The 21133-nt window shown below is 71.0% G+C and carries 21 protein-coding genes; 12 read left to right on the top strand and 9 right to left on the bottom strand.

Annotated features, from left to right (window positions below):
• From ABIA36_RS09375 to ABIA36_RS09365, 3 genes are all read left to right on the top strand, one after another.
• Nucleotides 1-116 (top strand): DUF6421 family protein (locus tag ABIA36_RS09375; RefSeq protein WP_369962103.1); only part of this gene is annotated, 116 nt, incomplete at its 5' end.
• 68 nt (nt 117-184) lie between these two features.
• The gene (locus ABIA36_RS09370) at nt 185-829 is read left to right on the top strand and encodes an SDR family NAD(P)-dependent oxidoreductase (protein ID WP_369962102.1); all 645 of its coding nucleotides are present in this window, start codon (nt 185-187) and stop codon (nt 827-829) included.
• An 89-nt stretch (nt 830-918) separates the two neighbouring features.
• Nucleotides 919-1989, top strand: coding sequence for a low specificity L-threonine aldolase (locus ABIA36_RS09365; protein ID WP_369962039.1), 1071 nt, complete (start codon nt 919-921; stop codon nt 1987-1989).
• A gap of 216 nt (nt 1990-2205) precedes the next feature.
• Here ABIA36_RS09365 and ABIA36_RS09360 read toward each other — a convergent pair whose 3' ends face one another.
• From ABIA36_RS09360 to ABIA36_RS09345, 4 genes are read right to left on the bottom strand one after another with little or no spacing between them, the layout of a single operon-like run.
• Nucleotides 2206-3186: a glycoside hydrolase family 43 protein gene (locus ABIA36_RS09360; RefSeq protein ID WP_369962038.1), complete on the bottom strand. Its 981-nt coding sequence runs from the start codon at nt 3184-3186 to the stop codon at nt 2206-2208.
• Nucleotides 3183-4094, bottom strand: coding sequence for a carbohydrate ABC transporter permease (locus tag ABIA36_RS09355; protein ID WP_369962037.1), 912 nt, complete (start codon nt 4092-4094; stop codon nt 3183-3185). The genes ABIA36_RS09360 and ABIA36_RS09355 overlap by 4 nt, the downstream gene beginning before the upstream one ends.
• Nucleotides 4091-5104: a carbohydrate ABC transporter permease gene (locus ABIA36_RS09350; protein WP_369962036.1), complete on the bottom strand. Its 1014-nt coding sequence runs from the start codon at nt 5102-5104 to the stop codon at nt 4091-4093. Before ABIA36_RS09350 ends, ABIA36_RS09355 begins: the two co-directional genes overlap by 4 nt.
• A complete protein-coding gene (locus tag ABIA36_RS09345; RefSeq protein ID WP_369962035.1) occupies nt 5094-6407 on the bottom strand; it encodes an ABC transporter substrate-binding protein in 1314 nt (437 codons plus the stop codon). The genes ABIA36_RS09350 and ABIA36_RS09345 overlap by 11 nt, the downstream gene beginning before the upstream one ends.
• Before the next feature lie 173 nt (nt 6408-6580).
• Here ABIA36_RS09345 and ABIA36_RS09340 point away from each other — a divergent pair, with 173 nt between their 5' ends.
• From ABIA36_RS09340 to ABIA36_RS09330, 3 genes are all read left to right on the top strand, one after another.
• Nucleotides 6581-7591: a LacI family DNA-binding transcriptional regulator gene (locus ABIA36_RS09340; RefSeq protein ID WP_369962034.1), complete on the top strand. Its 1011-nt coding sequence runs from the start codon at nt 6581-6583 to the stop codon at nt 7589-7591.
• Between the two features lie 36 nt (nt 7592-7627).
• The gene (locus ABIA36_RS09335) at nt 7628-9445 is read left to right on the top strand and encodes a glycoside hydrolase family 2 protein (protein ID WP_369962033.1); all 1818 of its coding nucleotides are present in this window, start codon (nt 7628-7630) and stop codon (nt 9443-9445) included.
• An 81-nt stretch (nt 9446-9526) separates the two neighbouring features.
• Nucleotides 9527-11395, top strand: coding sequence for a family 43 glycosylhydrolase (locus ABIA36_RS09330; RefSeq protein WP_369962032.1), 1869 nt, complete (start codon nt 9527-9529; stop codon nt 11393-11395).
• 35 nt (nt 11396-11430) lie between these two features.
• Here the strand turns inward: ABIA36_RS09330 and ABIA36_RS09325 are convergent, their stop codons facing one another.
• The gene (locus ABIA36_RS09325) at nt 11431-12177 is read right to left on the bottom strand and encodes a GNAT family N-acetyltransferase (protein WP_369962031.1); all 747 of its coding nucleotides are present in this window, start codon (nt 12175-12177) and stop codon (nt 11431-11433) included.
• A gap of 53 nt (nt 12178-12230) precedes the next feature.
• On the opposite strand from ABIA36_RS09325, the gene ABIA36_RS09320 reads away from it, so the two are divergent.
• The 4 genes from ABIA36_RS09320 (at nt 12231) to ABIA36_RS09305 (ending at nt 14979) form a co-directional block, all read left to right on the top strand.
• The gene (locus tag ABIA36_RS09320) at nt 12231-12554 is read left to right on the top strand and encodes a hypothetical protein (protein ID WP_369962030.1); all 324 of its coding nucleotides are present in this window, start codon (nt 12231-12233) and stop codon (nt 12552-12554) included.
• 66 nt (nt 12555-12620) lie between these two features.
• Nucleotides 12621-13133, top strand: coding sequence for a hypothetical protein (locus ABIA36_RS09315; RefSeq protein WP_369962029.1), 513 nt, complete (start codon nt 12621-12623; stop codon nt 13131-13133).
• Between the two features lie 134 nt (nt 13134-13267).
• Nucleotides 13268-14260 carry a CorA family divalent cation transporter gene (locus ABIA36_RS09310; RefSeq protein WP_369962028.1) on the top strand — a complete coding sequence of 331 codons (993 nt, stop codon included), beginning with the start codon at nt 13268-13270 and terminating at the stop codon, nt 14258-14260.
• A 128-nt stretch (nt 14261-14388) separates the two neighbouring features.
• A complete protein-coding gene (locus ABIA36_RS09305; protein WP_369962027.1) occupies nt 14389-14979 on the top strand; it encodes a nitroreductase family protein in 591 nt (196 codons plus the stop codon).
• A 108-nt stretch (nt 14980-15087) separates the two neighbouring features.
• Here the strand turns inward: ABIA36_RS09305 and ABIA36_RS09300 are convergent, their stop codons facing one another.
• A complete protein-coding gene (locus ABIA36_RS09300) occupies nt 15088-16137 on the bottom strand; it encodes a zinc-dependent alcohol dehydrogenase family protein (RefSeq protein ID WP_369962026.1) in 1050 nt (349 codons plus the stop codon).
• Nucleotides 16138-16264: 127 nt separating this feature from the next.
• Here ABIA36_RS09300 and ABIA36_RS09295 point away from each other — a divergent pair, with 127 nt between their 5' ends.
• Complete coding sequence (locus tag ABIA36_RS09295; RefSeq protein WP_369962025.1) at nt 16265-16816, top strand: GNAT family N-acetyltransferase; 552 nt, start codon at nt 16265-16267, stop codon at nt 16814-16816.
• Between the two features lie 22 nt (nt 16817-16838).
• Here ABIA36_RS09295 and ABIA36_RS09290 read toward each other — a convergent pair whose 3' ends face one another.
• Complete coding sequence (locus tag ABIA36_RS09290) at nt 16839-19001, bottom strand: ATP-dependent Clp protease ATP-binding subunit (RefSeq protein ID WP_369962024.1); 2163 nt, start codon at nt 18999-19001, stop codon at nt 16839-16841.
• A 95-nt stretch (nt 19002-19096) separates the two neighbouring features.
• On the opposite strand from ABIA36_RS09290, the gene ABIA36_RS09285 reads away from it, so the two are divergent.
• Complete coding sequence (locus tag ABIA36_RS09285; protein ID WP_369962023.1) at nt 19097-19465, top strand: hypothetical protein; 369 nt, start codon at nt 19097-19099, stop codon at nt 19463-19465.
• A gap of 119 nt (nt 19466-19584) precedes the next feature.
• Here the strand turns inward: ABIA36_RS09285 and ABIA36_RS09280 are convergent, their stop codons facing one another.
• Nucleotides 19585-20277 (bottom strand): copper resistance protein CopC, encoded by a 693-nt coding sequence (locus tag ABIA36_RS09280; protein ID WP_369962022.1) that lies wholly within the window; start codon nt 20275-20277, stop codon nt 19585-19587.
• 1 nt (nt 20278) lies between these two features.
• The gene (locus ABIA36_RS09275; RefSeq protein WP_369962021.1) at nt 20279-21091 is read right to left on the bottom strand and encodes a YcnI family protein; all 813 of its coding nucleotides are present in this window, start codon (nt 21089-21091) and stop codon (nt 20279-20281) included.
• Between the last annotated feature and the right edge of the window lie 42 nt (nt 21092-21133).

Genomic DNA, 21133 nt, shown 5'->3' with positions numbered 1-21133 from the left:
ACGCGGTCCTGGACGACGAGTTCCCCCTCTCGATGTTCTACGAAGCGCTGAACAAGAAGATGGCCACCGTCATCGAGTCCACCTCCGGCATCACCGGAACGACGGACGAGGCGTGACGGATCAGGAAGGTTCGACGTCGGCGCGGTTCTCACCCGAAGGGACCGCGCCGGCGCCGGCGACCGGAGTGGCCGGACGCCTCGTGCTGATCGCCGGCGCGACCAGCGCGTCCGGCGAGGCGGTGGCGCGTGCGCTCACCGCGGCGGCCGCGACCGTGCTCGCCGTCGGCACCCGGCCGGAGGCGTTGGACGCACTGGCCGAGGCCGTGCCCGGCGTCGACACCCGGGTCTGCGACCTCGCCGACCGCGACGCGGTGGCCGAGCTGGCGATGCGCATCCACCTCAAGTTCGGCCGGATCGACGGCCTGGTGCACCTGGTCGGCGGCTGGCGCGGCGGTGGCGGCATCGCGGGGCAGAGCGACGCGGACTGGGACTTCCTGGACCGCGGCTTCCAGACCCTGCGGAACACCACGCGCGTCTTCTACGACGACCTCCTCGCCTCCCCCGCCGGGCGGCTGGGCGTCGTGTCCTCCACTGCGGTCGACAAGCCGTACGCCGGCGGCGCGAACTACGCCGCGGCGAAGGCGGCGGCCGACGCGTGGACGCGTGCCGTCGCGCAGGGGTTCGGCAAGGAGGCCCCGCAGTCGGCGGCCGCCGTGTTCGTGGTGAAGACCCTCGCCGGGCTCGAAGAGCGGCTGGGCGAGGAGGTCGTGCGCCTCTGGGACGCCGACGCCGCGTCGATCAACGGCGCGCGCCTCCCCCTCGCCCTCTGACATTCGTGCCGAATGTCCACTTTCGCGGCGCCATAACGTGCATTCGTGCCGAATCGGGGCCGCTTCCTCAGCGAACCTAGGATGGAACAGTGACGCTTCAACTCCATGACCTCAACCTGCGCGGCTTCGCGTCGGACAACTACGCGGGCGTGCACCCGGAGATCCTCGACGCGATCGCCGCCGCCAACAACGGGCACCAGATCTCCTACGGCGAGGACGTTTACACCGAGCGCCTGCACGAGGTGTTCGCGCAGCACTTCGGCGAGGGCGTGCAGGTGTTCCCGGTGTTCAACGGCACCGGCGCCAACGTGGTCGGCCTGCAGTCGATGGTGCCGCGCTGGGGTGCGGTGATCTGCGCCAAGACCGCGCACATCAACACCGACGAGGCCGGCGCCCCCGAGAAGGTCGGCGGCCTCAAGCTGCTCACGGTCGAGACGCCGGACGGCAAGCTCACCCCCGAGCTGATCGACCGGGAGGCCTGGGGCTGGGGCGACGAGCACCGCGCGCAGCCGCTCGCGGTCTCCATCACCCAGACCACCGAGCTCGGCACCGCGTACAGCGTCGAGGAGATCCGCGCGATCGCCGACCACGTGCACGCGCGCGGCATGAAGCTGCACCTGGACGGCGCCCGCATCTCCAACGCCGCCGCCACCCTCGGCGTGCCGCTGAAGGAGTTCACCACCGACGCCGGCGTCGACGTGCTCAGCTTCGGCGGCACCAAGAACGGGATGCTCTACGGCGAGGCCGTCGTGGTCCTCAACCCGGCCGCCTCCGAGGGCCTGCTCTACCTGCGCAAGCTCAACATGCAGCTCGCCTCCAAGATGCGGTTCATCTCGGCGCAGCTCATCGCGCTGCTGCACGACGATCTCTACCTGCGCTCGGCCTCGCACGCCAACGCGATGGCCTCGCGGCTCCGCGGCGCGCTGGAGGCCGGGATCGCGGACGGCAGCATCCAGGGCGTCGGCTTCAGCCAGGCCACCGAGGCGAACGGCGTCTTCGCGACCCTCCCGGCCGGCGTCGCGGACCGGCTGCGGCAGCACTTCCGGTTCTACGACTGGGACGCCGCCCGCCACGAGGTGCGCTGGATGTGCTCGTTCGACACCACCGAGCAGGACATCGACGACTTCGTCGCTGCCCTGGTCGCCGAGCTGGCGGCCTGATCGCGGGCCCCCTCAAACTGGGGTCAGACCGGGGTACACGAATGTCCTCCATTTGACTGACACGTTTGGTAGTCTCTAAGAGTCGACGGAGGAACCCGAATAATCCTCCATTGATAACCCCGAAACGTATGCCGGGCCGTGTGGAGTAACCCTAGTCTCTACACTGCCCGGCATCGTTCGTTAACGCCCGTCGTACCGGCCGAACCGCAGGCGTCGTCAGGTCGCGGGGACCGGAACACCGGCCCGCCAGGTCACCGGGACGGCGTGGAGGCCGCGGTAGACGGTCGCGTCGTCCCAGGAGTGGAACAGCATCCAGTCCCGCCCACGGAAGGTCACCAGGTCGGCGCCGCCCGGGCCGAGGTAGCGTCCGCCGCTGCCCGTCGTCGACAGGATCGGACCGTCGTGCTTCGCGTACGGGCCGAGGAGGCTCGAGGCGGTGGCCGCACCCGTCGCGTAGGAGCTGCCGCCGTAGTCGTTCGCCGAATAGAGCAGCACGAACGACCCGGCGTGCTTCACGATCACCGGCGCCTCGACGAGGTGCCCCTCCCACGGCTCGGTCTGTTTGATGAGCCGGGTCTCGGCCCCGACCAGCGCCATGCCGTCGGCGGAGAGCTGCTGGAGGTGGATCCAGGTGTCCAGCCCGCAGCAGTTGCCGTCGTTCTTCCACACCAGGTAGCGCGTGCCGTCGTCCTCGGTGAACACGCTCGCGTCGATCGCGCCACCCTCGTCCACCGGGCAGACCAGCGGGGTGGCGGACGGCGAAGAGAACGGCCCCGCGGGGTCGGTGGCGAACGCGGCGCCGACGCACTGCCGTCCGCTGGCCGTGTCCGTCGCGGTGAAGTACAGGGCGAAGCGCCCGCCCGGCAGCGCCGCCGGGCCGGGGGCCCAGGTCTTGCCGGGCGTCGCCCAGGACGGCAGCTCCGGCAGGGCGTCGGACCCGCTCAGCGTCCAGTGCCGCAGGTCCGTGCTCGTCGCGAGCTGCACGTTCACGCCCGGCGCGTTCGTCGCGTACGCGTACACGCGGTCGCCGACCACGAGGGCGCCGGGATCCGGGAAGTCGCGGTCGAGCTGGAACGCGGCGGTCGTCGGCGTCGGACTGGGAGCCGCGGCGTCCGCCGAGCATCCCGCCAGCGCCCCGAGAGCGAGCACGCCGGCGAGCGCCGTGCCCGCCACCACTCGGACCGGCCGGTGGATCACCCCTTGACCCCGCTGGTCGCGACGCTCTCCACGATCTGCTTCTGCGCGAAGAAGAACAGGATGAGCACCGGGACCGACGCCACGACCGCTCCGGCCATCACGATGGCGAAGTGCGTCGAGTAGGCGCCCTGGAGCTGCGACAGCCCGGGCTGCAGTGTCAGGTTCTCCGGGCTGAGCAGCACGTACACCGGCCAGAGGAAGTCGTTCCAGTTGGCGAGGAAGCTCAGCACCGCGAGCGTCGCCAGCGCCGGCCGCGCCAGCGGGATCACGATCTGCAGGAAGATCCGCAGGTCGCCCGCACCGTCGATCCGCGCGGCCTCCTCGATCTCTGCGGGCAGCCCGACGAAGAACTGTCGCAGGAAGAACACGCCGAACGCGCTCGCCGCCCCCGGGATGGTGATGGCCCAGATGGAGTCGAGCCAACCGAGGTTCTGCACGATGAGGTAGTTCGGGATGAGGAAGATGACCGGCGGCACCAGCAGCGTCGCCACGATCAGCCCGAAGACGATCCGCTTGCCCACGAACTCCAGCCGGGCGAGCGCGTACGCGGCCAGGGAGGCGGTGACCAGGATGAGCACCGACTGCAGCGCCGCCGCCGCCAGGCTGTTGAGGAACCAGCGGAACACCGGCTGCTGACCGTTCGCGATCGTCGTGTAGGCGTCGAACGAGAACGGGTTCGGCAGCGCCGAGTACGGGTTGCGGATGGCGTCGCCGTCCGTCTTGAACGAGGTCAGCAGTATCCACGCCAGCGGCAGGACGACGATGAGCGCGAGCACGATCAGCACCGCGTAGAGCACGCTCTTGCGGAGCGCCTGCCGCGGGGTCTGCTTGCGTCGCGAGCGGATGCGCCGCGGCTGCTCCGGCGTGTCCGCGTCGGGCTGCCCGGGCCGGGAGGTGACGGTCGTCATGAGGCGCTCTTCTCTGCACGCTCCCGCTGTAGGCGGAAGTTGACGATGCTGATGATGGCGAGGAATGCGAACAGCACGTAGCTCATGGCCGACGCGGCCGCCATGTTGTTCTGCGACAGGCCCTGGTCGGCGATGTACATGATCGCCGTGCGGGTCTGGTTGCCCGGGCCGCCCTTGGTGAGCAGGAACGACTGGCCGAACATGTTCGCGCTGGCGAGGATGGTGATGGTCACTACGAAGGTCATCACCTGCCGGAGCCCGGGCAGGGTGACGCTGAGGAACTGCCGGAACGCGCCGGCGCCGTCGAGCGCCGCGGCCTCGTAGAGGTCGGCGCTGATGCCCTTGAGCCCGGCCAGGATGATGACGGTATTGAAGCCCATCGTCCACCAGACGGTGACGCCGACCAGGCTGATCCAGGCCCACGGGACGTCGACGGTCCAGGGCAGGTTGTCGGGCAGGCCGATCATCCCCAGCACATGGTTGACGATGCCCGACTGGGTGTCGAGGAGGTACTTCCAGATCACGCCGATGACGGCGACGCCCAGCACGTACGGGGCGAAGAAGATCGCGCGGAAGAACGAGCCGGCGCGGATGCGCTGGTTCAGCAGCACGGCGACCAGCAGCGGAACGAGCAGCAGGAACGGCACGCTTGCGACGGTGAAGATGCCGGTGGCCAGCATGGACTGCCAGAAGTCTCCGGAGGTCGCGCTGCCCGGCGTGAACAGCTCGAGGTAGTTCTTGAGCCCGACGAACGACTGGGTCGCACGGAACGGGCTCCAGTTGGTGAGGCTGATCCACAGGCCGAAGACGGCCGGCGCCAGCACGAACACCAGGAACAGCACCAGGAACGGCGCCAGGAAGAGGTAGGCGACGCCCGTGCGACGGCGGCCGCCCGGCTGCCCGGCCGCAGCGCGTGCGGACCGGGTCGGCCGGGCGGACCGTGCCGAACCGCGCGGGCGGGGCGCCCCGGTGTCCCGGGGCGCCACCAGCGAGTCGGTGTCAGTTGCCATAGGTGTCTTTGTTCTGCTTGATCAGCGCGTTCGCCTTGGCGACGGCGTCGTCGAGCGCCTGCTGCGGGCTCTTCTTGCCGGTGATCGCCTCGTTCACCGCGGTGGTGATGGTGGCCTCCACGCTGGTGATGCCGGGCGCCGTCGACTCGTAGTGCGCGTAGGGCAGCTCGTCGAGGAACGGCTTCAGGTTCGGGTAGTTCTTCACCAGCGCCGGGTCGTCGCGCACCGAGTTCTTGGCGGGCAGCTCACCGGTCTTGGGCCAGTCGGCGGAGTTGTCGTTCATCCACTTGACGAAGGTCGCTGCCGCCGCGGTCTTGTTCTTGTCCTGCCCCTTGTTGTTCATGAACATCCAGTGGGTGGAGCTGGACCAGACCGCCTTCTTGTCGCCGATCTGCGGCACGGCGACGGCCTGCCAGTTCAGCTTGCCGAACGCGGTGTTGGTGGTCTGCCAGACACCGTTCCAGTTGAACCCGGTCTTGCCGGCGATGAGGGCGTTGATGTTGCCGTCCTGGGCGACGTTCGCCGGGCTGTAGCCGTTCTTGATGAGGTCGGTCATCCAGGTCAGGGCCTTGACCCCGGCGTCGGAGTTGAAGGTCGCCTTGGTCACCGGCTTGTCGAAGAGGTCGCCGCCGTACTGCCAGAGCAGGCTCTCGAACTCGAAGGTGCCGGTGAAGACGTAGCCGTCCACCCACTCGCCCTGCACGCCCGCCGTCTTGAGCTTGGCGAGCGCCGCCTCGTAGGAGGTCTTGTCGGCGGGGATCGAGCTGGGGTCGACGCCGGCCTTCTGGAGGACGTCCTTGTTGACGTAGAGGCCGAGCGGCGTCACGCTCCACGGCACGGCGTACTGGGCGCCGTTGTACTTGCCCGCGTCCATCAGGCCCGCGGGGAAGTCGCCCGCCGAGTAGCCGAGCGACTTGACGATCGAGTCGGCCTTCAGCACGAGGCCCTGAGCCGCGTAGGTGGCGATGTCGTCGCCGTGGCCGACTGCGACGTCCGGGCCCTTGCCGGCCTTGACCGCGAGCGGCATCTTCTGCGCGATGTCCGACCACTGCATCGGGACGTCCTTGACGACGATGTTCTTGTGCTCGGAGTTGAACTTGTCGATCAGCTTCGGCACGAGGACGGGGGCGGCGCCTCCGGTCCAGCCGTTCCAGAAGCTGATGGTCACCTTGGGGCCGGTGTAGTCGCCCGAGGAGACCTCGGAGCCGCCGGAGCCCGAGTTGCTCCCGCACGCCGTCAGTGCGAGGCCGAGCCCCACTGTGACGGCGGCTGCGACCGCGCGCACCGCGAATCGCTTGTTCATGTGATCTCTCCCTTGAGTGCTCCCCAACGCCCGCTGAGCTGCGGCGGTCCGTCCGGGGAGGGGCCGATGGTGTCCCTGCATCTTTACAGCGCTGGATATTCACTGTCAAGCGGTCGCGGATTTCCTCCGACGGTACACTCGTGCTCACCAGTGCCACGCAGACAGGAGCCGACATGGCCGTTCGCTTGCAGGATGTCGCGGAGTACGCGGGCGTCTCGATGAAGACCGTCTCCAACGTCGTGCGCGACTATCCGCACGTCAGCGCGAAGATGCGCGAGCGCGTCCAGAAGGCCATCGACGAGCTCGGCTACCGGCCGAACGTCATGGGCCGCCGCCTGGCGACCGGGCGCACCGGACTGCTCGCGCTGGCGTTCGCCGACGTGCGCATCCCCTACTTCGCCGAGCTCGCCCGGGTCATCGCCGACGCGGCGGAGGAGCGCGGCTATCGCGTCCTGCTAGAGCAGACCGAGGGCACGCTCGACGGCGAGCGCGCGGTGGTCTCTGCCAGCGAGTCGGGCCTGGTCGACGGGATGATCTTCCAGCCGAGCGTCATGAACTCGACCGAGCTGGCGCAGAACCGGGCGGACATCCCGCTCGTGGTGCTGGGCGAGAACGCGGCGCCGCTGACGGTCGACCAGCTCATGGTGGACAACGTCGCCGCCGCGCGGACGGCGACGGCGCACGTGATCGCGCACGGCCGGCGGCGGATCGGCTTCGTGGGCCACGAGGCCGGGGGCCTGACCCGCACCTCCACGCTGCGCATCGCCGGCTACCAGCAGGCGCTCGAGGAGGCCGGGATCACCCCGGACCCCGGCCTGCTGATCTCGACCGAGGCGATCAGCGCGTCCAGCGCGGTCACCGCCGTCGGCGCGGCGCTCGACGCCGGCCTGCGCTTCGACGGGCTGGTCTGCCGCGACGACCTGGCCGCGATCGGCGCGCTGCGCGCCCTGCACGAGCGCGGCGTGCGGATCCCGGAGGACGTCGTGGTCACCGGCTGGGACGACATCCCGATGACCGAGGTCACCTACCCGTCGCTGACCTCCATCTCCCCCGACCTGCCCGCGCTGGCCTCCCGCGCGCTGGACATGCTGCTGGAGCGGGTGGCCGGGTACGAGGGCATGGGGCGGCACGAACTCGTGCCCTACACGCTCGTGACGCGGGAAAGCGCGCCAGCGGTTTTCTGACTTTACAGCGCTGGATACTTGCGGCATGCTTGGGGCGTGCTCGACTCGATCCCCACCCGCCACCGCTCGTCCGGACCCGCGCTGCGCGCCAGCGTCCAGGACGGCAGCCACCCGCGCCCGCAGCTCATCCGCCCCACCTGGCTCGACCTCGGCGGCGCCTGGACCTTCGCCTTCGACGACGACGACCGCGGCCACGCCGAGCACTGGGAGCGCCGCGGCGAGCTGCCCGGGCGCATCGAGGTGCCCTACCCGGCCGAGTCGCCCGCGTCGGGCGTCGGCGACACCGGCTTCCACCCGGTCGTCTGGTACGCGCGACGCATCGCGGTGGACGAGTTGCCGGACGGCGAGCGCACCCTCCTGCACTTCGGCGCCGTCGACTACCGGAGCGAAGTCTGGATCGACGGCCGGCTGGCCGGGCGGCACGAGGGCGGCCAGACCCCGTTCACGTTCGACATCACCGACCTGATCGAGGGCGACCACCTGACGATCACCGTCCGCGCGGAGGACGACCCGTTCGACGTCTCCCAGCCGCGCGGCAAGCAGGACTGGCGCGAGCGCCCGCACTCCATCTGGTACCACCGGACCACCGGCATCTGGCAGCCGGTCTGGCTGGAGGGCGTCCCCGCCTTCCGCGTCGACCAGGTGCACTGGAGCAGCGACATCCACCGCGGCATCGTGACCGCCGACCTGCGCTTCTCGCAGCGCCTGCCCGCCGGGTCGCGCGTGCGGCTGGAGCTGACGCACGGCGAGCAGTCGCTGGCGTCGGTGGAGGCGGCCGTCTCCGGCACCCGCGCCGAACTGGTCGTGCCGGTCGCCCGGCAGCACAACGGCCAGGCCTACGAGGAAATGCTGTGGTCGCCGCAGCGCCCGACGCTGATCGACGCCACCATCGCGGTGACGGCGGGCGGCGCGACGCCGGACCTGGTGCACTCCTACCTCGGGCTGCGCTCCATCGCGGTCGAGGACGGCCGGTACCTCCTCAACGACCGGCCGGTGTACCTGCGCTCGGTGCTCAACCAGGGCTACTGGCCGCAGTCGCACTCGGCCGCTCCCGACTCGGAGGGGCTGCGCCGGGAGGCCGAGCTGATCCTCGAGCTGGGCTTCAACGCCGCCCGCCTGCACCAGAAGTACGAGGACCCGCGCTTCCTGTACTGGGCCGACCGGCTCGGCCTGCTGATCTGGGCGGAGGCGCCCGCGGCCTACGCGTTCGACGCCGACGCCGTCGAGCGGACCATCGCGGAGTGGATCGCCATCCTCGACCGCGACCGGTCGCACCCGTCGATCGTGACCTGGGTGCCGCTCAACGAGAGCTGGGGCGTGCAGCACCTCGCCCACGACCAGCGGATGGTCGCCTACGCCAAGGCGCTCGTGCACACGACCAAGACGCTCGACCCGACCCGACCCGTCGTCTCCAACGACGGCTGGGAGCACGTGGAGTCGGACATCCTGAGCATCCACGACTATGACGCCGACCCGGACGCCGTGCGCGAGCGGTACCGCTCGCGCGAGCACATCCTGAGCTCGTCGCACACCTTCCCGGGCCGCCGGCTCGTGGTGGACGGCGCCCAGCGGCTGGACGTCCCGATCATGCTCACCGAGTTCGGCGGCATCTCGTACATCGATCGGCCGAGCGAGGACGCCTGGGGCTACTCGTCCGCCGCGACCGCGGACCAGTTCGCCGACCGGCTCGACGCGCTGTTCGACGCTGTGCGCGCCAGCGACGGCCTCGCCGGCTTCTGCTACACCCAGCTCGCCGACACCGGCCAGGAGACCAACGGTCTCGTGTTCGAGGACCGGCGGCCGAAGGTCCCGCTCGCCCGCATCCGCCGGGCGGTGACCGGCCGGGAGGACTGACCTCCCGGCGAGCCGCCGACGCAGACGCCGCAGCCGCGAGGAACGCACCGAAGCACCATCCATCCAGACGAAGGAGTCTTCATGCGCACCACGACAGTCGCACTCGCGATCGCCGCCACCGTGGCACTGCTGCCGTTCGCCCCCGCTTCGGCCGCGGAGCCGGGAGCGTCGCCGGGAGGCTCCCCCGGGGTCTCGGCCCCCGCACATCGCACGACGCCCGCGACCTACCAGAACCCGATGACGCTGCGCCTCCCCTCGGGCGAGACGGCGGCGAGCTGCGCCGATCCGTCGGTCATCCACGGCGCCACGAACGGCGACACGCACTGGTACCTGTACTGCACCACCGACGCGCTCACCGCGACCGAGAAGAACGCGGACGGCTCGCTGGTCATGCACAACGTCCCGATGTACCGCTCCACCGACCTCACCCACTGGACCTACGCGGGCGACGCCTTCGCGCAGAAGCCGTCGTGGCTCGGCGCGAACGGCTCGATGTGGGCGCCGGACGTCGTCTTCCGGAACGGCCGCTACTACCTCTACTACGCGGCCTCCGACTCGGCGCTGCCCGGCGGCGGCTCGGCGGTCGGCGTCGCGACCAGCAGCAGCCCGACCGGGCCATGGACCGACACCGGCAGCCCGGTCGTCGCCCCGCAGCCGCATCCGTCCGACCCGAACGCGCGTCGCTGGGAGTTCGACCCGGAGGTCATCACCACTGGGGGCGCCAGCTATGTCTACTTCGGCAGCTACTTCGGTGGCGTGTCCGCCCGGAAGCTCAGCGCCGACGGCCTGACCTCCGTCGCCTCCACCGAGACGCCGATCGCGATCGACAACCGGTACGAGGGCACGAACATCGTGCAGCACGACGGCTGGTTCTATTTCCTCGGCTCGGCGACGAACTGCTGCGCCGGCCCGCTGACCGGCTACAGCGTCTTCGCCGCGCGGTCGCGCAGCCCGCTCGGGCCGTTCGTCGACCGCGACGGCGTGCCCATCCTCGCCAACCGCGTGGGCGGCACCCCTGTGCTCGCGCAGAACGGCAACCGCTGGGTCGGCGCCGGGCACACCTACGTCATCACCGACTTCGGCGGCCAGGACTGGATGGTCTACCACGCGGTCGACAAGAACGACCCGTACTACGCGGGCGCCGTCGGCTACACCAAGCGCCCGGTGCTGATCGACCCGCTCGACTGGCAGGGCGGCTGGCCGTCGGTGCAGGCCGGAGCAGGGCCGTCCGACTCCGTCATGCCCGCTCCGGCCGCGCAGCCCGGCCAGCGCACCGCCTACCGGCCGGAGCACGCCCCGGACCCGCGCCCCGGCCGTCCCGACCCGTCGCGCTCGACCGAGTTCGACGGCGCCGCGCTCGGCACGAACTGGAGCTGGGTGCGCCAGCCCGACCCGTCCACGTACGCGGTGAAGGGCGGCACGCTGACCTGGCAGACCCAGGCGGCCGACCTCCAGCCGCCCGCCACCCCACTCGCGTCGGTGCTCACCGAATCGGCGCCGTCCGGCGACTACGTGGTGGAGACGAAGGTGTCGGTGAACACCCCGAACGACGCCAGCGTCCACAACTACGTGCAGGGCGGCCTCATCGTCTACGGCGACGACGGCAACTACGTGCGGCTCACGTCCAACAGCATCTGGGACACCCGCCAGACCGAGTTCGGCAAGCACGTCTCGCCGGTACCGGCGGGCTACCCGAGCTACGGGAACGGCGTCGTCGGGCCCGTCGCCGACTGGACGTACTTGCGCATCGTGCACCGCGTCCAGCAGGGGACCGACACCTACACGGCGTACACCAGCGTCGACGGCGCCCACTGGGACCGCGGCGACTCCTGGACGGCCGACCTGGGAGCGCATCCCCGCATCGGGCTGATCTCGCTCGGCGGCGCCGGGTACACGAGCAGCTTCGACTACGTGCACGTCAGCGCGCTGGCGGGAGGGCCGGAGCGGTAGGAACGGAGCGGTAGGGACGCCGCGGTAGGGGCGCCTCAGGCGGCGGGGGCCGTCCAGTACGCGTAGTGCGACGCCGGACGGAAGCCCAGCCCGGAGTAGAGCGCGTGGGCGGCCGCGTTGTCCGCGAGCACCTGGAGCCACAGGTGCCGGACACCGTGGTCGCCCGCCGCGTCCGCGAGGGCCACGGCGAGCGCGCGGGCCAGGCCGCGGCGACGGGCGGCCGGGAGGGTGGCGACGGCGTAGAGGCCGGCCCAGTCGCCCGCGAGGGCGAGGCGCGCGACCGCGTCCGGGGCCGCTGCGTCGCCCGCCCAGGCGTACAGCGCGGGGGTGGCCTCCAGGATGCGGGCGACGATGGCGCGCTCGGGGTCGCCGCCACGCCCGTCCACGGCCCACCAGGTGTCGAGCCAGCCGGCGGACGGGGTATCGGCAACGGCGATGGAGGGCGTGGCCCCCGCTGCCACCACCTCCGCCCGGTCGGCCACCAGGATGTCGGTGCGGGAGTGCTCACGGTAGCCGCGGCTCGCGAGTGCGGCCACCAGCGCCGACGGCGACGCCGGGCTCACCTGGAACACCGCCGGCAGCCCGCGCTCCCGGAACCAGCGCTCGGCGTGCTCGACCGCGGCCTCCACCTCCGGCACCTCGCCGCAGGTCAGCACCGAGTTCGCCCGGCTGGTGACTCCACCCGCGGCCCGGAGCGTCCAGCCGTCCAGGTCCTCGCGCTCCAGCGCCGGCCAGCCGCGGTCGGCCAGACGGTCGAGGTCGGCGGGCTCGGGTGGGCGCATCCGTCGACTGTATCCGCTGCCGCGAGCGGCCGCGGAGGCGTACCGTGCGTGCCATGACCGACACGAAGGACGCGCCCGCCGCCGGCGCCGAGCCGTTCCCCGCAGCGGAGATCGCCGGCCTCAAGGCCAAGACCGTGGCGCACGTCGTGCACTACCGCAGGAAGACCTACGTCACGCTGCCGTCGGAGGGCTACGCCCTCCTGAAGCGGGTGCGGACCCTGCTGCGCGACGGCACCACCGACCTGGTGCCGCTGGTGCACCGCGACGGCTTCGTGTGGCTGGCGATCGGGCCGAACATCCCGATCGCGGTGGACGAGGTGGAGACCGACAACGGCGAGAGCGAGAAGCACACGCTCAAGCGGCTCGGGCTGCGCTGACCGCGGGGCCGTCCGCGGTCCGATTGGAGCTACTGCGGGCCTCCGGGCCGGGGCTATGCTGACGCCGTGAGCGCAGACGCCGGCTTCGCACCCCGCACCGCACGACGCGGCGCGACGCACGCGCGGACGCGTCGCCGCGTCGCCGCCGCCCTCGTCGGGGTGGCCGTCTTGGGCCTCCTGACCGGCTGCGACCTGCTGGCCCCGCAGGAGACCAAGTACATCCAGGAGACCGCGGACGGCGTGAACGGCGACGTCGGCCCGATCTTCATCGGCAACGCGGTGCTGCTCACCGCCCAGGCATCGTCCCCTGCGAGCCTCGTCGCGACCCTGGTCAACCAGGGCACGTCGGACGAGGAGGTGCGCATCGTGACGTCGGCAGGCTCCGAGACGGTGACGGTGAAGGCCTCCAAGTCCCTGCAACTCGGCACCCCCAGCGGCCAGAAGGTGACCTTCGACGGCCTCGACGCGAAGCCGGGCGCGCTGGCGCCGGTGACGTTCCAGACCAGCACGATGACGGAGACGCTGTACGTGCCGGTGCTGGACGGGTCGCTGCCGCAGTACCGCGATTTGGCGCCCTGACCGCCCAACACCAGGGAAGTGCCACCAGAATTGGGGCGCCCCTGTGCCCGCTTCCTGAGAACTCCATCACCGTCGACCGGTGACGACTCAGCGGGGAGGTCGTAGGTTGGAGGGTCAGCCAACGAGGAGGTCGCGTGTCGCAACAGGTTCAGCAGGAGTCGCTCCGGCTCCGGGGGACGCTCTTCGACGGGGACGAGCGCACGGACGTCGGGTCGCTCGCCGAGCTCATGGACGAGTTGCAGACCTCGCCCGCGTTCGGCTACCTCGAGATCGAGGACCCCGACCGGCTGCAGCTCGCCGAGCTCGCCGACCGCCTCGGCGCGCCCGACCTCATCCACCCGCCGGTGTCGGCCTCCGCCGGGCACATGCCCATGGTCGCGGGCGAGCACGTGCGCCTCTCCACCCACCGGGTGCAGCTCGAGGAGCCGACCTTCCAGCTCGTCGTCGCCGACCTCCACATCTACGTGCTGCCGCGGCTGCTGATCCTCGACCACGACGGCGACTTCGACTTCGAGCCGCTGCGGGCGCGCCTCGCCACCGAGAAGCGGCACCGCGACCAGGGCGTCGGCTGGCTGCTGTGGATCGTGCTGGACCAACTGCTCGGCGAGGCCGGCGCCGCCCTGAATGCCCTGGACGACGAGCTGGACGACATCGAGGACATCCTGCTCGCCCCCGGCGCGAAGCCGGCCGTGATCCAGAACCGCGTGTACCAGCTCCGCAAGTCGGCCTCCCGCCTGCGCCGCTGCCTGCTCCCGCTGCGCGACGCGGTCGACGCCCTGCTGCGCCGCGAGGCGGACTGCGTCAGCCCGGGGCTGTTCCCGCTGTTCCAGGGTCTGTACGACCGCGGCGTGCACCATGTGGAGTGGGCGGACTCGCTGCGCGACCTGGTGACGGCACTGTCCGACACGCAGATCGCGATGGAGGGCAACCGGCTCAACGTCATCATGAAGAAGGTGACGAGCTGGGCGGCGATCATCGCGGTCCCGGCGGCGGTCACCGGGTTCTACGGTCAGAACCTGCCCTACCCGGGGTTCAACACGATGGGCGGGCTGTGGATGTCGACGCTGCTCATGGTGGTCGGGTGCGGGGGGTTGTATCTGACGTTCAAGCGCAAGGATTGGCTGTAGTCGACCCCGAATCGGAGACACGTCACCAAACCCTGGAATACCTTCCCAGGTCCATGTGTTCACATGGAGAGCACCGGGCAATGGAGCCTCGTCATCCCCCTGTTCCCACCGTCGAGGAGTCACACCCCATGTCGCTGACCGACACCGTCACCCGCACCGCCGACACGTCCTACCAGCTGCTGCCCGCGCTCGCCGAGCGCTGGAGCCCGCGCGCCTTCGACACCGAGGCCGTGATCGATGAGGCCAAGCTGACCGCCGCCCTGGAGGCCGCGCGCTGGTCGCCGTCCGCCAACAACTCGCAGCCGTGGCGCTTCATCGTCGCGCGGCGCGGCAGCGAGGCGTTCGACGCTATCGTCGCCAACCTGATGGGCTTCAACCAGGCGTGGGCCGGCGCGGCCGGCGCGCTCGTCGTCGCCCTCGCCGAGGTCGTCGACGCCGAGGGCGCCGAGCGCCGCTGGGCGACCTACGACGTCGGCCAGGCGGTCGCGCACTTCAGCGTCCAGGCCCACCACGACGGCCTGCACACCCACCAGATGGGCGGCTTCGACCCGGCGGGGATCCGCGCGGCGTTCGACATCGAGGAGCGCTTCGTGCCGGTCTCGGTGACCGCCGTCGGCATGCTCGGCGACGTGGACGCGCTGCCCGAGCCGCTGCGCGAGCGCGAGCTCGCCCCGCGCACCCGCAACGCCCTCGACGAGGTCGTGCTCGTCAACTCCTGACGCACCCCCCGCCCCGCAAACCCGGAAACCCCCGTAACCCGGAAACCCCCGCAACACACGGAGAAGGGCACGTCGCGAATCGCGACGTGCCCTTCTTCGTTCAGAGAGCTACGGACGAACCAGCGACTTGATCGCGCGGCGCTCGTCCATCGCGGCGTACGCCTCGGCGATGTCGGTCAGGGGCACCTCCAGGTCGAAGACCTTGCCTGGCTCGATCGCGCCCGACCAGACGTCCTGCAGCAGCTCCTCCACGTAGTTGCGCACCGGGGCGACGCCGCCGTTGACGCCGACGTTCGTGCCGAACAGCGTGCGGATGGGGAGCTCGGCGCCGCCGTTCGGCACGCCGACGTAGCCGACCATTCCGCCGGGGCGCGCGGAGCGGATCGCCTGGTCCATCGACTCCTGGGTGCCGACGGCCTCCAGGACGCAGTCCGGGCCGATGCCGCCGAACAGCTCCTTGACGGCCGCGATGCCGGCGTCGCCGCGTTCCGCGACGATGTCGGTCGCTCCGAACTCCCGGGCGAGCGCCTGGCGCGACTCGTGCCGGGACATGGCGACGATGCGGGATGCGCCGAGCCGCTTGGACGCGAGCACGGCGCACAAGCCGACCGCGCCGTCGCCGACGACGACGACCGTGCTGCCCTCGGTGACGCTGGCCGAGACGGCGGCGTGGTGGCCGGTGCCCATCACGTCCGAGAGCGTGAGGAGGCTCGGGATGAGCTCCTCGCGCGGGTACTCGGGCGTCGCGACGAGCGAGCCGTCGGCGTGCGGGACGCGCACCTTCTGGCCCTGGCCGCCGTCGGCGAAGCCGCCGAGCCGGTCTTCGGAGCCCCACCAGCCGCCGTGCAGGCAGGAGGTGCTGACACCGTTCTTGCAGTTCTCGCAGGTCATGTCGCAGTCGTAGAACGGGGCGATCACGAAGTCGCCGACGGCGATCGTGCTCACGTCCGGGCCGACCTCCTCCACGACGCCGACGAACTCGTGGCCGATACGGCGCGGGGAGTCGATCGGGGTGACGCCGCGGTACGGCCACAGGTCGGACCCGCAGACGCACGCCGCGACGACGCGCACGATGGCGTCGCCACCGGTGGAGAGGACGGGGTCGGGGACTTCTTCGAGGCGCACATCGCGCTCTCCGTAGATGAGGGTCGCAAGCATGGGTTCGAGCCTACGCCAGCGAGGTGAATGCCCCCTCTCTGCGGGCCAGAGGAGGGCCCGGCGGATGCCCTAAGCTCGCATCCGTGCTCCGCCGGAATCGCCGCGTCGAGCAGAGGAAGGATGGCCCGTGCTCGACGTGTCGCAATGTGCCGTGACGGCGCTGCGCACGGTCGCGCCAGGCCTGTCCGGCCTGAGCGCCGTCGAGCCGCTGACCGTCCGGCCGGGCGCGGTGACGCTGCGGCCGGCGACCCCGGCCGACGAGCCGTTCCTCCGCCGCGTCTTCCGGGACGCCCGCGAGGGAGACCTCCCGGAAGCGCACGCCGTCGCCGGCGACCCCGCGCTCGGCCTCCGCTACCGCGCGCACTCGGCCGATCGCCGCGACCGCTATCCCGACGCCGAGGTCTGCATCGTCCTGGAGGGCGGGGAGCCGGCCGGCACCGTCACCCTGCAGCACGAGGACGGCCGCACCCACCTCGTCGAGCTCGCCGTGATCGCCGAGCGCCGCCGCCGCGGCATCGCCTCCACGGTGCTCGCCGGCCTGCTCGCCGCGCACGGCCGGCTCACCGTCACGGTGTGGGAGCAGAACCGCGCGGCGCAGCGGCTGTACGAGCGGCACGGCTTCGCGGTCGTCGCCGAGCAGTTCGGCTACCTGCTGATGGCGACGGAGGCCGACCGCTGACGGCCGGCCCCGGCGCGGGATCCTAGGCCTGCTCCTCGCGGACCGGCGCGACCGTCAGCCGCTCGCCGGACGGGTCGAGGTCGACCCGCACCGTGTCGCCGTCGCGGATCTCGCCCGCGAGCAGCTCGGTGGCCAGCCGGTCCTCGATCTCCCGCTGCATCAGCCGGCGCAGCGGCCGCGCGCCGTAGATCGGGTCGTAGCCGCGCTCGGCCAGCCAGCGCCGGGCGTCCGGGGTGACCGCCAACTCCAGCCGGCGCTCCTCCAGCCGCCGCATCAGGCGGTCGATGTTGAGCTCCACGATCTCGCCGAGCTCCTCCTGGGTCAGCGTGGAGAACACCACGATGTCGTCCAGGCGGTTGACGAACTCCGGCTTGAACGCCTGCCGCACCATCTGCAGCACGGCCTCCTCGCGCTCGGTCTCGTTCAGCGTCGGGTCGACCAGGTACTGACTGCCCAGGTTGGAGGTCAGGATCAGGATCGCGTTGCGGAAGTCGACGGTGCGGCCCTGGCCGTCGGTGAGGCGGCCGTCGTCCAGCACCTGCAGCAGCACGTCGAACACCTCGGGGTGCGCCTTCTCGACCTCGTCCAGCAGGATCACCGAGTACGGACGGCGGCGCACGGCCTCCGTGAGCTGGCCGCCCTGCTCGTAACCGACATAGCCGGGAGGGGCACCGACGAGCCGCGAGACGGAGAACTTCTCCCCGTACTCGCTCATGTCGATGCGCACCATCGCCTTCTCGTCGTCGAACAGGAACGCCGCCAGGGCCTTGGCCAGCTCGGTCTTGCCGACACCGGTCGGGCCGAGGAACAGGAACGAGCCGGTCGGCCGCCCCGGATCGGAGATGCCCGCGCGGGTGCGGCGCACCGCGTCGGCGACCGCCTGCACGGCTTTCTTCTGGCCGATGATCCGGCGGCCGAGCTCGTGCTCCAGGTGCAGCAGCTTCTCGGTCTCGCCCTGGGTGAGGCGGTCGACCGGGATGCCGGTCCACGCGGCCACGACCGCAGCGATGTCATCGGCGGTGACCTGCTCGTTCACCATCCGCGGGTGGCTGTGCTCGGCCTGCTCGGCCTCCGCCAGTTCGCGCTCGATGCTCGGGATGGTCTCGTACTCGATGCGGGAGGCCTCCTGGTAGCGGCCGTCGCGCAGGGCGAGGTCGCGGCGCGTCTTGGCCTCCTCCAGCTGGGAGCGCAGCTCGCCCACGCGGGTAAGCGCAGCCTTCTCGGCACGCCAGCGCTCCTGCAGCTCTTCGAGAGTGGCCTCCTGCTCGTGCAGGCGCTCCCGGAGCTGCTGGAGGCGGTCCTTGCTCGCGTCGTCCTTCTCCTTCTTGAGCGCGAACTCCTCCAGCTTCATGCGCTCGACCTGGCGCTGCAGGGTGTCGATCTCGACCGGCGCGGAGTCGATCTCCATCTTGAGCCGGCTGGCGGCCTCGTCGATCAGGTCGATCGCCTTGTCCGGGAGCTGGCGGGCGGTGATGTAGCGGTTGGAGAGGGAGGCCGCGGCGACCAGGGCGGAGTCCTCGATGGTGACGCCGTGGTGCGCCTCGTAGCGGCCCTTCAGCCCGCGCAGGATGGCGACCGTGTCCTCCACGCTGGGCTCGCCGACGTATACCTGCTGGAAGCGCCGCTCGAGCGCCGCGTCCTTCTCGATGAACTCGCGGTACTCGTTGAGCGTGGTAGCGCCGATCAGCCGCAGCTCGCCGCGGGCCAGCATGGGCTTGAGCATGTTGGAGGCCGCGACCGAGCCCTCCCCGCCGCCGGCGCCCATCAGGATGTGCAGCTCGTCGACGAAGGTGATGATCTCGCCCTCGGCGTCGTTGATCTCCTTGAGGACGGCCTTCAGCCGCTCCTCGAACTGGCCGCGGTACATCGCGCCCGCGACGAGCGCGGAGAGGTCGAGCGCCACGAGCTGCTTGCCTTTGAGCGAGTCTGCGACGTCGCCGGCGACGATGCGCTGGGCCAGGCCCTCCACGACCGCCGTCTTGCCGACGCCCGGCTCGCCGATGAGCACCGGGTTGTTCTTGGTGCGCCGCGTCAGCACCTGGCTGACCCGGCGGATCTCGGCGTCCCGGCCGATGACGGGGTCGAGTTTGCCGCTCTTGGCGATCTCGGTGAGGTTGATGCCGTACTGTTCGAGCGCGCTCTTCGCGTCCTCCTGGGTGGAGGGTGCGCCCTGCATGTTCGCCATACGGGTTTCCTTTCGACGTCCTGTGACGAAGTTGAGTCTAATAGGCTCAAGTTTGTTTCGGCCAGGGGTATTCCGATGCGACTACCCTGACGCACATGATCGACCCCTTGGACGCGCGAGTGGTGCTGCTCGACGGCCAGACCGCCGCGACGCTCGCGCAGATCCTCCCGCTGCTGCTGCTGACGCTCATGGTCGAGTTGCGGCGGGTGGAGGTGCACCGGCGCGGGCGCATCCGGCTCACCCGCACGCTGCTCGCGGTGTTCTTCATCGCGTTCGGGATCGTGGAGACCGTGCTGGTGATGTCGATCGACGGAACGCTCATCCCGTTCGAGTGGACCGACCTGGCGCTGGCGCTGGTGATCTTCGGGCTGCTTGCCCTGCTGTTCTGGCTGTCGCTGCTGGACGCGCCCAGCACGCGCAGGCGCACCCACGACGACGACCGCGCCGAGCACCCCCACTCCTGACCTGCCGAGGGGCACGGAGACGCCCCTGAAACCCGATTCGAGGGCGTTTTCGTGCCCCTCGGCGTTGGTCAGTCGTCGGTATTGGTCAGTCGTCGGTGCTGGTCAGTCGTCGGTGTCGGTCAGTCGTCGGTGCTGGTCAGTCGTCGGTGCTGGTCAGTCGTGGTGGAGGCGGCCTCGTCCGTTGCGGGCCGCTTGCGGCGGGCGGTCAGGACCAAGATCAGTACCCCTGCCAGGGCCAGGACGACGATGCCGATCGCGATGCCGATGACCAGGCCGAGGTTGTCGTCGCCCGCGGCTTTCGTGGGGACGGACGTCGACGCCGTGGAGGTCGGCGCGGGCGCGGCGCCGGCTGTCGCGACCACGGCCGAGCCGGTGGCGCAGCCGGGGGTGGCGCTGCCGGGCGCGGCGGTCGTCCCGGCCGGCGGCTGGTACGTGAAGCCGTACGACCCGGACACCGTGTGGCCGTCCGCTGAGACGATCTGCCAGTCCACCGTGTACGCACCCGGGGCACCGAGCGCGACCGGAGCGGTCACCGTGGCGTCGAGGATGGTCGGGCAGCCCGTCTCGTAGTGCCGGCCTCCCGTGGAGACCCGGAGGATCGCCGACGACCCCTTGCCGCCCAGGTCGAGCACGCGGTCGTTGAACGTCAGCCTCACCTGGTTCAGGGGCTCGGTCTGGGTGGCGCCGCTCGCGGGCGACGTGTCCACCAGGTAGTCGTGGGCGCTCGCGGCGACGGAGGGCGCCAGCGCCAGCGCGATCGTCACCAGGATGCCGCCGGCCCCGGCGAGCACGCGTGTCGTCATTCGGGTCATGTCACTGCTCCTTCGTAACCGTGCGCGACCGGCGCGTCGCGGCGAACACCGCGACGACGAGCGCGATCGCGCCGAGGGTGAGGCCGCCGATGCCGAGGCCGATCGCGACCGCAGCCGCGCCGGGCGACGCCGCAGCACTCGACGGCGACGTCGCCCCGGACGTGGCGAGCACGCTCGACGGGGAGCCGCCCGCGGCCGGGGGCGCGTCGTTGATGTAGACGGTCGGCGCGGGATGCTCGGGCTCGGCACCGGACGCTGGCGTCTTCTGGTCCCAGTTCACGACCGTGCCGTCCGAGTAGTACTGGTGGACCGGGAGGACAATGCGGCCAGTGTCGGGCATCGCGCCCGCCGAGACCACGAACTGCTGGAACTGGCCCGGCGCGACCTGGACACCGGACGCGGCCGTCCAGATCACCTTGACCGGCGCCTCGGTGACCGTGCCGTCGTCGGTCTTGATCGGTGTGGCCAGCTTCTCGGTGACCACCTGCGTGCTCCACCCGGCGATGGGCTGATAGACCACGGAGCCGAGCGGGGTGCTGGTCGGGAGGTCGACCTCCAGCTTGACGGTGCCGGCGGACGCGGACTCGGTGGGGACGGTGAAGGTGAGGGTGGGGTAGCTGCCCGACGCGGCCTGGTTCGGGCCGACGGTGACGTGGGCGCTTGCCGCGAGCGGGGCGGAGAGCGCGAAGGCGATCGCGGCGACCGAGGCGGCGCCGGCGATGCCCCACGTGCGGGCGCGGGAGGTGCGGGTGCGGGAGGTGCGCGTGCGAGAGGTACGCCGACGCGCGTTCGTGCGCGGGGAGGGGCTGTTCATCAGGGACGTCCGATTTCTCGGCCGCGGGGCGCGGCCGGGTGG

The organism is Leifsonia sp. EB34, assembly GCF_041260585.1.
Taxonomy (GTDB): Bacteria; Actinomycetota; Actinomycetes; order Actinomycetales; family Microbacteriaceae; genus Leifsonia.
Note: the sequence above shows the minus strand (reverse complement) of the source record. Positions and strands in the feature narration are given on the sequence as shown.